The sequence below is a fragment of the Mesorhizobium sp. P5_C1 genome (genome assembly GCF_054049815.1).
The window spans coordinates 1-12,142 of the sequence record NZ_JBFULQ010000140.1; the positions used below are offsets into that span (position 1 = coordinate 1).

At 62.6% G+C, this 12,142-nt stretch carries 9 protein-coding genes; 2 read left to right on the forward strand and 7 right to left on the reverse strand.

Annotated features, from left to right (window positions below; all coding sequences use genetic code 11):
- Nucleotides 1-534: thiamine pyrophosphate-dependent enzyme (locus ACXJ7R_RS13740; protein WP_457152307.1), on the reverse strand; the 534-nt coding region annotated here is incomplete at its 3' end.
- A gap of 514 nt (nucleotides 535-1,048) precedes the next feature.
- Between ACXJ7R_RS13740 and holA the strand changes: the two genes are divergently transcribed.
- Nucleotides 1,049-2,092 carry a DNA polymerase III subunit delta gene (holA, locus tag ACXJ7R_RS13745; RefSeq protein WP_457152308.1) on the forward strand — a complete coding sequence of 348 codons (1,044 nt, stop codon included), beginning with the start codon at nucleotides 1,049-1,051 and terminating at the stop codon, nucleotides 2,090-2,092.
- Between the two features lie 292 nt (nucleotides 2,093-2,384).
- Here holA and ACXJ7R_RS13750 read toward each other — a convergent pair whose 3' ends face one another.
- From ACXJ7R_RS13750 to mnmE, 5 genes are all read right to left on the reverse strand, one after another.
- Nucleotides 2,385-3,272: a ParB/RepB/Spo0J family partition protein gene (locus tag ACXJ7R_RS13750; RefSeq protein ID WP_457152309.1), complete on the reverse strand. Its 888-nt coding sequence runs from the start codon at nucleotides 3,270-3,272 to the stop codon at nucleotides 2,385-2,387.
- 66 nt (nucleotides 3,273-3,338) lie between these two features.
- Nucleotides 3,339-4,139 carry a ParA family protein gene (locus tag ACXJ7R_RS13755; protein WP_095084379.1) on the reverse strand — a complete coding sequence of 267 codons (801 nt, stop codon included), beginning with the start codon at nucleotides 4,137-4,139 and terminating at the stop codon, nucleotides 3,339-3,341.
- A gap of 42 nt (nucleotides 4,140-4,181) precedes the next feature.
- On the reverse strand, nucleotides 4,182-4,814 hold the full coding sequence (rsmG, locus tag ACXJ7R_RS13760) for a 16S rRNA (guanine(527)-N(7))-methyltransferase RsmG (RefSeq protein WP_457152310.1): 633 nt from the start codon (nucleotides 4,812-4,814) through the stop codon (nucleotides 4,182-4,184).
- A complete protein-coding gene (gene mnmG, locus ACXJ7R_RS13765) occupies nucleotides 4,811-6,691 on the reverse strand; it encodes a tRNA uridine-5-carboxymethylaminomethyl(34) synthesis enzyme MnmG (RefSeq protein WP_457152311.1) in 1,881 nt (626 codons plus the stop codon). The genes rsmG and mnmG overlap by 4 nt, the downstream gene beginning before the upstream one ends.
- A gap of 429 nt (nucleotides 6,692-7,120) precedes the next feature.
- A complete protein-coding gene (gene mnmE / locus ACXJ7R_RS13770; RefSeq protein ID WP_457152312.1) occupies nucleotides 7,121-8,452 on the reverse strand; it encodes a tRNA uridine-5-carboxymethylaminomethyl(34) synthesis GTPase MnmE in 1,332 nt (443 codons plus the stop codon).
- Nucleotides 8,453-8,514: 62 nt separating this feature from the next.
- Between mnmE and ACXJ7R_RS13775 the strand changes: the two genes are divergently transcribed.
- Complete coding sequence (locus tag ACXJ7R_RS13775) at nucleotides 8,515-10,533, forward strand: thioredoxin domain-containing protein (protein ID WP_457152313.1); 2,019 nt, start codon at nucleotides 8,515-8,517, stop codon at nucleotides 10,531-10,533.
- Nucleotides 10,534-10,690: 157 nt separating this feature from the next.
- Here ACXJ7R_RS13775 and rho read toward each other — a convergent pair whose 3' ends face one another.
- Complete coding sequence (gene rho / locus ACXJ7R_RS13780; protein WP_095083886.1) at nucleotides 10,691-11,956, reverse strand: transcription termination factor Rho; 1,266 nt, start codon at nucleotides 11,954-11,956, stop codon at nucleotides 10,691-10,693.
- Nucleotides 11,957-12,142: the final 186 nt, after the last annotated feature.

The window sequence follows — 12,142 nt, forward strand, 5'->3', positions numbered from 1 at the left end:
GAAGAAACCGTGCTCCTTCGACGAATACATGATCGGCAATTGGCGGCCCTTCAGCGGGTCGGCCTCGTTGGAGTAGATCTGGTTCATCATCGTGACCATCGGATAGCCRTCGGCGATGAGCAGCCCTGCCTGCCGATAGGTCGGAAAATTCATGTCGCCGGGGGCAAGTGCCTTGCGGAAGGCGCAGGCCACCGCCTCCTCGCCCAGATGCTGCATGTAGAACGACGTCTTGCCCTGGCGTTGCGCCATCTGCATGCGCGCGTCGAAGGTTCGCAGCGTCATCATGTCGCGTAGGCCGGCCAGAAGCTCGTCGCTGGAAAGCAGGCCGGCCCAGGGGCCGACTGCTTCGCCATTGCGGTTCAGCACCCGGATGATCGAGAAGGCGTAATCGCGGATGGTGCGCGGATCGACATCGATGTCGGGGCGCGGCACTGTGCCGGCCTTGGGGATGGGCACGTTGGAAAAGTCGGGGGTTCCGCCCGGCCGCACTTCCGGTTCCGGAACGTGAAAACGCAACATCCCAGCATCGGCCATGACCTTTGTCCTCCAACGTTGCCTGGCCCCAAATTTCCCTGGCCCAAACTTCCCCGGCCAAGGATATTTGCATATCTGCGCCACCAGACCAGTGCGAATTCGACGGGGCAGGCCTTTCGGGCCTCGATCCAAGATCCAGCCTCCCCGGCACAACATGAAGATATCTCCGCGAAATTTCTTGTCGATATTGGGCGGCGGCGCGCAATTTGGGGCAAGGTTGCCGGAGGTTTGCCGGAAGATAAGGTGATTGGGCGGATCAAGCGACTGGTGCTGCGGCAGGAGCCGCCAATCTCCCCCCTCGTGGGGGAGATGCCCGGCAGGTCAGAGCGGGGCGTGAAGGATCACCACTTTGGTGTGTTAGAAACAGGCGAAAACAGGCCTTGGGGCAAATCGCAGCCGACAGAGAGGTCGGCGGGACAGCGCCCCCCTCTGTCCTATCGGACATCTCCCCACAAGGGAGGAGATCGCGCTCTCCACCGTTCACTCCGCCCCGGCATCATGCTAACCACCCCCCATGGCACAGAAGAAAGCTTTCGAGGTCGATTCCTGGCTGGCCCGTCCGGACCAGCGCATCTCGATCGTCCTGCTTTACGGCCCCGATCGCGGGCTCGTCGCCGAGCGCGCCAAGGCCTTTGCCGAGAAGACCGGCCTGCCGCTCGACGATCCGTTCTCCGTGGTCAGGCTCGACGGCTCCGAGGTTGACCGCGACGAGGGCCGGCTGCTCGACGAGGCGCGCACCGTGCCGATGTTTTCCGACCGGCGCCTCTTGTGGGTGCGCAACGCCAGCGGCCAGAAGGCGCTGGCCTACGACGTCAAGGCTTTGACTGCCGAGCCGCCACGCGACGCCATCATCTTGATCGAGGCCGGCGATCTCAAGAAGGGCGTCGGGCTGCGTGCTTTGGTCGAGGCGGCGGACAATGCCATGGCGCTGCCCTGCTATGCCGACGAGGCCCGCGACATCGATGCCGTCATCGACGACGAATTGCGCAAGGCCGGCATGTCGATGACGCTGGAGGCAAGACAGGCGCTGCGCCGAAATCTCGGCGGCGACCGGCTGGCCTCGCGCGGCGAGATCGAAAAGCTGATTCTCTACGCCCATGGCCAGAAGGAGATCGGGCTGGAAGAGGTCAGGGCGATGTCGGGCGACGTCTCAGGCGCCTCTTTCGATGACGCCGTCGACGCACTGCTCGAAGGTAAGGTCGGCGACTTCGACACCGCCTTCACCCGCCATTGCCAATCCGGCGGCCAGCCATTCCTGGTGCTGTCATCGGCGATGCGGCAGTTGCAGGCGATCCAGGCCATGCGCGGCCAGATGGAGTCTGCCGGCCGCAACGCCGCCTCGGTCGTTGCCGCCGCCCGCCCGCCGGTTTTTTTCTCGCGGCGCAAGCTGGTGGAGAAGGCGCTGGAGCGCTGGAGCAGCGAAGCCCTCGGTCGCGCGCTGACCCGGCTGCAGACCGCTGTGCTGCAGACGCGGCGGCGCCCGGATCTCTCCGTCGCTCTGGCGCGGCAGGCACTGCTTGGCATTGCGGTGGAAAGCAGCCGGCTGGCGCAGCGGTAGTTTTGGGACTGACGGCTCAGCCGTCGAGGTCAGCGCCACCCCTCATTGCCCTGCCGGGCATTTTTTCTCGTAGAACGGGGAGAAAGGGGCTGGCTGCAACGCTGGCGCTTTCCTGCGACGTTGGCGATTGTCGAAACCGCTGATGACAGCGTCCCTCCCCCCGTTTACGGGGAGAGGATGCCGGCAGGCAGGTGAGGGGCGGTGCTGGCGTGCCAAGCACTTGGAATGACAAGCGGATTCGAGTTAAGTAGGCTCTCGGGAATCAGCCGCCACCAGGATATTCGCCGGCTAACTACCGCTCCTGCTTCAGCCTGCGGCACAGCTCGTCGAGCTGCTCCAGCGACCGATACGCGACACGAAGCGTGCCGCCTTTGCTCTTGTGGTCGATCGACACAATCATCCCGGTCGTATCGGTCAACAGCTTTTCCAGCGCCAGCGTGTCGGCGTCCTTCTGTTCAGGACTTGCCGCCGGCTTGGCTTCCTTTGCCTTGCTGCCGGCCGGCATCTGCGCCAGCGCCTCGGCCTGGCGCACCGAAAGCCCTTCTTCGACGATGCGCTTGGCAAGCCCGGCCGGATCCTCCGCCGTCACCAGCGTGCGGGCGTGGCCCGCCGACAGCGCGCCGTCGACCAGCATGTCGCGGATCACATCCGGCAGTTTCAAGAGCCTGAGCGTGTTGGCGACATGGCTGCGGCTCTTGCCGATCACCTGGCCGAGATCGGCCTGGGTGTAGCCATGATCGTCGATCAGCTGCTGGTACCCAAGCGCTTCCTCGACCGCGTTGAGGTCGGTGCGCTGGACGTTCTCGATGATCGCCAGTTCCAGCGCGGTGCGGTCGTTGACCTCGCGGATGATGACCGGGATCTCGTTCAGCCCGGCGCGTTGCGCCGCACGCCAGCGCCGCTCGCCGGCAATAATCTCGTAGCGGCCGGCCTGTGTCGGCGACGGCCGCGCCACCACCGGCTGTACGACGCCATGCTCGCGGATCGAGTGGGCGAGGTCGGTGAGTTCGGCCTCGCCGAAATGCCGTCGCGGATTCTTCGGATTTGGGGTCAGGAACTCGATCGGCACCTTGCCGTCGGCGCTCATCCCAGGCTTTTCGGGTGCCGCAGGACGATCGATCTCGCCGATCAACGMTGCCAGTCCCCGCCCCAGTCTTTTTCTCGAAAGGTCTTCGCTCATAACACTTCCAGTTACATTCCAGATCGTTTCGGTATCGAATCGGCTCTTAATTAAGCATTTGGCTAATCAAGCGGCGCGCAATTTGCGCTCACGGCGGATCACTTCYGACGCAAGCTGCAGATAGGCCTGGCTGCCTGAGCATTTCAGATCGTACAGGATCGCCGGCTTGCCGTAGGACGGCGCCTCGGACACCCGCACATTGCGCGGAATGATGGTCTCGTAGACCTTGTCGCCCATATGCGCCCGCACATCCTGCACCACCTGGTTGGCGAGATTGTTGCGGCCATCGTACATGGTCAGCACAATGCCCTGGATGGTGAGATCCGGATTGATCGAACGACGCACCTGCTCGACGGTTTCCAGCAACTGGCTCAAGCCTTCGAGCGCGAAGAATTCGCACTGCAGCGGCACCAGCACAGAATCGGCCGCGGCCATCGAGTTCAGCGTCAAAAGATTGAGCGAAGGCGGGCAGTCGATCAGCACATAGCCGAAACCGGCCGAACGGTCGGCCGAGGCACGCAAGGCGTTGCGCAGCCGTAGCACCCGGTCTGGCGCCGAGGCGATTTCCATCTCGATGCCGAGCAGGTCGAGGGTCGACGGCACGATCGACAGGCCGGGCACCGCCGTCGGGATCGCCGCGGCTTCCAGATCCAGTTCGCCTGTCAGCACGTCATAGGACGAGACCGTCCGATCCTTGCGGTCGATGCCGAGGCCGGTGCTGGCATTGCCTTGCGGATCGAGGTCGACGATCAGCACCTTTTCACCGATCGCCGCGAGCGCAGTAGCCAGATTAATGGCGGTGGTCGTCTTGCCGACGCCGCCCTTCTGGTTGGCTACGGTGATGATTCGGGGGCCATTCTTCATCATGGATCTATGCCAGAAATTCATTTTTGGGTCGCCTGGAGCAAATCAGACAGGTCGAAGATTCGACAGTTCGAGGATGACGCCATGTGGGTCGGTAACGCTTGGATGTTCTACCAGATCGAAGGCCCATCGGTGAACGCTTTCTTGCACTTCGGCGCGGTAATCCCGGCCTTTGTGGAACAGGCCACGCGCGCCTGAGGTCAGCCAAGGCGCCGACAGGTCCAGCAAGGTGGAAAGTGAGGCCAAGGCACGCGCCGTGACGATCTGCGGCGCCGGGACCAGCGCATGACTGTCTTCAATGCGGCGCGCCACCACCCGCGCCGGCAGACCGAACTGGCCGATGACTGTCTGCAGGAACGACGCCTTTTTGCGATTGCTTTCAACCAGATCGATGCTCGCCCCATCGCGCTCGGCAAGCAGGAAGGCCATGACAAGACCCGGGAATCCGCCACCCGAACCAATATCGACCCAGCGATTCGCGGTCGGCTCGATACGCCTGAGCTGCGCGCTGTCCAGGATGTGACGCTGCCAGACATCGCCTGTCGTCGACTGCGCAACCAGGTTGATGCTGCGGTTCCATTTCTGAAACATCTGTTCGAACGTCACCAGGCGGTCGAATGTTTCACGTGAAACCGGACCGGCCGCGTCCTGCAGGCTCTTCCAGGAGAAAGAGTTCACGCAACGTCCCTCTCAGGCCTCTGCGCATTCTCCTCATGGCGCACATGCGCGACGATGATCGCCAGCGCGGCCGGCGTCATGCCTTCCATGCGCTGGGCATCGGCGATGGAGCGCGGCCGCCGCGCCTGCATCTTCTGCTTCAGCTCGTTGGACAGCCCGGGCACTCCGGCGAAATCGACCGTCTCCGGGATCAGCCGGCTCTCTTCATGCCTGATCTGCGCCACATCCGTCTTCTGCCGGTCCAGATAGACCGAATATTTCGCTTCCGTTTCGAGGCGCTCGGCCGTTTTGGCATCAACCGTCGCGAACTTCGGCTCGACGCCGGCCAGCCAACCGATGTCGACACCGGGATAGGCAAGCAGTTCATAGCCGGAGCGGCGCACGCCATCCCGGTTGATCTCGAGCCCATGCCGCGCCGCCTCGTTCGGGGTCATGGTCAGCGACAACGCCAGCTGACGCGCTTCGTCGAGCTGCTGCATCATATCGCCGTAGCGCTGCATCCGCTGCGCCGAGGCGATCCCCAGCTTCGCAGCGAGGGGCGTCAGCCGCTCATCGGCATTGTCGGCGCGCAGCGACAGCCGGAACTCGGCCCGCGAGGTGAACATCCGGTACGGCTCGCTGATGCCGCGGCTGGTCAGATCGTCGACCATCACGCCGATATAGGCCTCGGTCCGGCTGAGCACGATCTGCTCGCTGCCGGCAGCACAACGCGCCGCATTGAGGCCGGCGAGCAGGCCTTGCCCCGCTGCTTCCTCATATCCGGTGGTGCCGTTGATCTGSCCGGCGAGAAAGAGACCACTGACGCGCCTGGCCTCTAGGCCCGTAGTCAGCTCGCGCGGATCGACATGATCATACTCGATGGCATAGCCAGGCTGCAGCATGACGGCTCGCTCCAGCCCTGGGATGGTTTTCAGGATGTCCAGTTGCACATCCTGCGGCAACGACGTCGAGATACCATTGGGATAGACAGTGTCGTCGTCGAGCCCTTCCGGCTCGAGAAAAATCTGGTGCCCGTCCCGGTCGCCGAACTTGACGATCTTGTCCTCGATCGACGGGCAGTAGCGCGGCCCGACACCTTCGATCGACCCGGAATACATTGCCGAGCGGCCAAGATTGGCGCGGATCAAATCATGCGTCGCCGCAGTCGTGCGGGTGATGCCGCACTCGATCTGCGGTGTTTCGATGCGATCGGTCATCAGCGAGAACGGCACCGGATCCTCATCCGCCGCCTGGCGATCCAGCGACGCCCAATCGATGGTCTTCCCGTTCAGCCGTGGAGGCGTGCCGGTCTTCAGCCGGCCGAGCTGGAAGCCGACGCGGCTCATGGTCGCCGACAGGCCGATGCTCGCCTGCTCGTTCATGCGGCCGGCGACGATCTTCTTGTCGCCGATGTGGATGAGGCCACGCAGGAAGGTCCCGGTCGTCAAAACGACGGCGCCACAGGCGAGCCGCAGGCCGTTGGCCAGCAGAACAGCCGCAATCCGCCCATCGACGATCTCGAAGTCGAGAACCTCACCCTCGATCACGTCGAGATCGTTCTGGAGCCGAATCGCTTCTTGCATGGCAAGGCGATAGAGTTTGCGATCCGCTTGAGTGCGTGGCCCGCGCACCGCTGGCCCCTTGCGACGGTTGAGCAGACGGAACTGAATGCCGGCGGCATCAGCCACCCGACCCATCAACCCGTCCATGGCATCGATCTCGCGAACCAGATGGCCCTTGCCAAGCCCACCGATGGCTGGGTTGCACGACATCACGCCGATCGTGTCGAAGCGCAGTGTCACCAGCGCGGTGCTGGCGCCGGCGCGCGCCGCTGCGCTCGCCGCCTCGCAACCCGCATGGCCGCCGCCCACCACAACCACATCATAGTGATCGGTCATTTCCAAACGTCCTAGAATAGAAAAAGATTGAGCGACACATGTCCCCGCAAGGCGATGCTGTCAAGGAAACTCCGCGGCTCGTTTCACGTGAAACAACCCTGTGGCGAGTCTTCGCCATGTTTCACGTGAATCCGCGCTCCGATCAGAAGGGGCAATCACAGCTTGGCTCTGCCCCTCACCTGCCTGCCGGCGTCCTCTCCCCTTATAATGACGGGGAGAGGGCGCGGTCATCAGCGGCCAGCCTCTTTCTCCCCGTCACTATACGGGAGTTGAGGAGTTGTCCGCGTAGCGGACGAAAAGCCAACTGCTTGGCTTTTCGAACAACGAGCGCCCCGTAGGGCAATGAGGGGCAGGGCTAGCGTCCGCACCTGTGTTTCACGTGAATCAAGGAGGTCGCCACAGCGATGCGCTGCCAATGTTTCACGTGAGTCATTTCCCAATGCAGAACTGCGCGAAAATCACGTCCAGCATGTCCTCAACGTCGATGGCGCCGACGATTCGGCCGAGCCGATCCGCGGCGAGCCGCAACTCCTCGGCCCTCAACTCCTGCCCGATGACCCGGCCGTCAACTGCCCGGTGTAGGTGGCGGTTTGCTTCGCCCAGCAAATCGACATGCCGCAAGCGCGACGRCAGAATATCGCCGGCGCTGCCAGCAGCACGCGCTGCGCGCCGACCGATTTCCGCCAACAACGCGTCAACGCCGGCCCCATCGACGACCGAGATCACGAAATCGTAGTGCCTGTCCGCACTGGCAGCCGCTTTGCTATCCAAAAGGTCTCGCTTGGTGCCGACCTGCAAGGCCGGAACCGCCGACGGGATCGAAGCCACCGCCTGCGGCTCCGCAACGTCCTGCAACAGAAGCAACAGATCGGCTCGATCGGCCTTGGCCCTTGCCTTCTCGATGCCGATCGCCTCGACCTTTCCTGCCGCCTCGCGCAGCCCGGCGGTGTCGGTCAACCTGACGCGCAGCCCCTCCAGATCTAGCACCACCTCAAGCAGGTCGCGGGTCGTGCCAGGCTCATCCGTTACAATAGCTGCATCGCGCCGCGCCAAGGCGTTGAACAGACTCGACTTGCCGGCATTGGGCGCACCGAGAATCACGACCTCGAACCCATCGCGGATGATTTCGGCGGCGCGAAATCCCGCAACGTGCCGGTCGATCTCGTCGACCATCCCCCGGACATCGGACCAGACCGTATCCGAAACGGAACCAGGCACATCATCCTCTTCGGCAAAGTCGATCTCGGCCTCGATCATGGCGCGGGCGTGGATCAGCCGGCGGYGCCAATTCAAATAGAGCTCGCTTTGCGCGCCCTCCGCGTTCTTGACCGCAAACCGTCGCTGCGCCTCGGTCTCGGCGTTGACGAGATCGGCCAGCGCCTCGGTTTTGACTAGGTCGACCTTGCCATTGAGGAAGGCGCGACGGGTGAATTCGCCGGGATCAGCATGCCTGACACCGTCGAAGCCGGTGATCGTCTCCAGCATCCTGGCCACCACCGCGCGCCCACCATGAACGTGGAACTCCGCCACATCCTCGCCTGTAAAGCTTGCCGGGCCGGGAAAAAAGACAATCAGGCCGCTGTCGAGCACGGCACCATCAGGCGCTCGGAACTTGCGCAAAACCGCCGCCCGGTCCTTAGCTATGCTGCCCGCGATCGTTTCGACTACGAATCGAGTCTGCGGGCCGGAAATGCGGATGACGGCGACGCCGGCAGGAAGCCGGCCGCTCGACAGCGCGACAATCGAATCCCTTGAAATCATTTGCCCGCTCTACCGCACTGCCCTAGCTTTGCCCGTTCAATCGCATCGCCGAGTGCCTCATCGTGACATTGCCCCCGCAAAACCTGCTTGCCGAAGAAGCCAGCCCCTATCTGCAGCAGCACAGCGGCAACCCCGTCCATTGGCGGGCCTGGTCGCCGGCTTCGCTTGAAGAGGCGAGGGCGCTGGACAGGCCGATCCTGCTCTCGGTCGGCTATGCCGCATGCCACTGGTGCCACGTCATGGCGCATGAAAGCTTCGAGAATGACGACGTCGCCGCCGTCATGAACCGTCTGTTCGTCAATATCAAGGTCGACCGTGAGGAACGGCCGGACATCGACCAGATCTACATGGCCGCCCTGTCCTCAATGGGCGAACAGGGCGGCTGGCCTCTGACCATGTTCCTGACGCCGGACGGCAAGCCGTTCTGGGGCGGTACCTATTTTCCGCGCGAGCCGCGTTACGGCCGCCCGGGCTTCATCCAGGTGATGCAATCGGTGGACAAGGCCTGGCGGGAGAAAAGGGCGAGTCTGAACCAGAGCGCCGACGGCCTGACGATGCATGTCGAGGCCCGGCTCGCCGGTTCGCATGCCAAAACAGTGCTTGATCGCGACACGCTCGAAGGCCTCGCCAGGGGCATCGACGGCATGATCGACCGCGATCTCGGCGGCTTGCGCGGCGCGCCGAAATTCCCCAATGCGCCATTCATGCTCACGCTTTGGCTGTCCTGGCTGCGCGATGGCAATTCCACGCATCGTGATGATGTCCTGCTCAGCCTCGACCGGATGCTGAGCGGCGGCATCTACGACCATGTCGGCGGCGGGCTGAGCCGCTATTCGACCGATGCCGAATGGCTTGTGCCGCATTTCGAAAAGATGCTCTACGACAATGCCCAGCTCGTCCACTTCTGCAACTGGGCCTATGCGGCAAGCGGCAATGATTTGTTCCGGATACGAATCGAAGACACGGTCGGCTGGCTGTTGCGTGAAATGCGCGTCGCCGGCGGCGCCTTCGCAGCCAGCCTCGACGCCGACAGCGATGGCGAGGAGGGACTGTTCTACACCTGGAGCAAGGTAGAGATCGAAGCTGCACTTGGCGACGATTCCACTTTGTTTTTCAAATACTTCACGCTCGCCAGCCCGCATGGCTGGGAAGGCAAGCCGGTCGTCCATCAAACCAGCTCCCAGCAAGCCCAAAGTGTGGTCGATCGCGATCAACTCGTGCCGCTCAAGGCGAAACTTCTCGCCACAAGGGAAGGGCGGGTCCGGCCGGGCCTCGACGCAAAGACCCTCACCGACTGGAACGGCCTGATGATTGCAGCCCTGGCCGAGGCTGGCCGGTCGCTGGCGCGGCGCGACTGGATCGACGCGGCGGCAAAGGCCTTTGCCCATATCAACACCGCCAGCCGCGACAACCGCTTGCCGCACTCGATGCTGGGCGCGAGGAAATTGTTTCCCGCGCTGTCCAGCGACTATGCCGCCATGGCCAATGCGGCGATCGCGCTGTTCGAAGCCACCGGCGACTGGAGTTATGTCGAGCAGGCCAGCCGGTTCATCGAGCAGCTGGATCTCTGGCACGCCGATGCCGACAGCACCGGCTACTATCTCACCGCTTCCGACAGCACCGACGTGCCGATCCGCATCCGGGGCGACGTCGACGAGGCCATTCCTTCCGCGACCGGACAGATCATCGAAGCGCTGGTTCGGCTCGCCTCCGTCACCGGCGATCTCGACCTGCAGGAAAAAGCCTGGAAGGTCGCCGAGCATGCCGCCGGCCGCGCTGCGCAGCAGGCCTATGGCCAGGCAGGCGTCGTCAACGCCTGTGCGCTGGCGATCGAGCCGCTTAAGCTGGTGCTAATTGATGATCCGTCCAATCCCAAACTTGTTCCGGTTGCGAATCGAAACCCCGATCCGCGTCGGGTCGACGTTATCATTTTTATCGGTTCGGAAGCGAATCGACCCGCGCTGCCCGGTGGATTCCTGCCGCCGACCGACAGGCCGGGTGCCTGGCTCTGCACCGGTCAAGTCTGCCTTCCCGTTGTGACGAATCCCAAAGAGCTCGAACACCTCTTGCGACGCCAATAGGATCAGGAAACCTCGCCTTCCACCGACGGGGGAGTCCGCTACCACATGCGGCCGCGCCGTATCGGGAATGCGACCTGATCTCGGACAATGAAAAACCCCATCCCGGTTTTGCCGGAATGGGGTTTGATAAATAGGCCGGATGTTTCGGCCAAACCCGTTACGTGTTCATCGAATCGAAGAAATCCGCGTTGGTCTTGGTCTGCTTGAGCTTGTCGATCAGGAACTCAATCGCGTCCGTGGTGCCCATCGGCGCCAGGATGCGGCGCAGCACGAAGATCTTCTGCAGGTCCTGCTTGGAGACCAGAAGGTCCTCCTTGCGGGTACCGGACTTCAAGATGTCCATGGCCGGATAGATGCGCTTGTCGGCAACCTTGCGGTCGAGCTGGATTTCGCAGTTGCCGGTGCCCTTGAACTCTTCGAAGATGACTTCGTCCATGCGGCTGCCGGTGTCGATGAGCGCAGTCGCGATGATGGTCAGCGAGCCGCCTTCCTCGATGTTGCGGGCGGCACCGAAGAAGCGCTTCGGCCGCTGCAAGGCATTGGCGTCGACACCGCCGGTCAGCACCTTGCCGGATGACGGCACAACCGTGTTGTAGGCGCGGCCGAGGCGGGTAATCGAATCGAGCAGGATGACGACGTCGCGGCCATGCTCGACCAGGCGCTTGGCTTTCTCGATTACCATTTCGGCGACCTGGACGTGACGCACCGCCGGCTCGTCGAAGGTCGAGGAGATAACCTCGCCCTTCACCGAGCGCTGCATGTCGGTGACTTCCTCCGGCCGCTCGTCGATCAGCAGGACGATCAGATAGCATTCCGGATGGTTGGCAGTAATCGAGTGGGCGATATTCTGCATCAGAACCGTCTTGCCGGTACGCGGCTGCGCGTTGATCAACGCGCGCTGTCCCTTGCCGATGGGCGCCACCAGGTCGATCACGCGCGGCGAGATGTCCTTGCTGGTCGAATTGTCGATCTCCATCTTCAGCCGCTTGGTCGGATAGAGCGGCGTCAGATTGTCGAAGTGGATCTTGTGACGGATCTTTTCGGGATCGTCGAAATTGATGGTGTTGACCTTGAGCAGGGCGAAATAGCGTTCGCCCTCTTTCGGGCTGCGGATCGGCCCTTCGACCGTATCGCCAGTCTTCAGCGAAAAGCGGCGGATCTGCGAGGGCGAGATGTAGATGTCGTCGGGACCGGGCAGATAATTGGCATTGGCGGAGCGCAGGAAACCGAAACCGTCCTGCAGCACCTCGACAACACCGTCACCGATGATCTCGATCTCCTGGGCGGCCAGTTTCTTCAGGATAGCGAACATCAGCTCCTGCTTGCGCATGACGCTGGCGTTCTCGACCTCGAGCGATTCGGCATAAGCGATCAGCTCTGGTGGCTTCTTGTTCTTGAACTCTGCGAGTTTCATTTCTTGCATAGACGGACTCTGAATCTGCTTTGGGGAAAATATATCGGCGGGATGCGACAAATGCCGGGCGCGGCCGAAAGCAATAAAGGGCGGCGCATGACGGGAAGGAAGACCCGTCTTTTATCGTCGCTTGGGTGAAAGAGCAAGCTGCGTTTTATGGGCCCTGGTAAGAGCTAAAACGGCTTGACTACAACC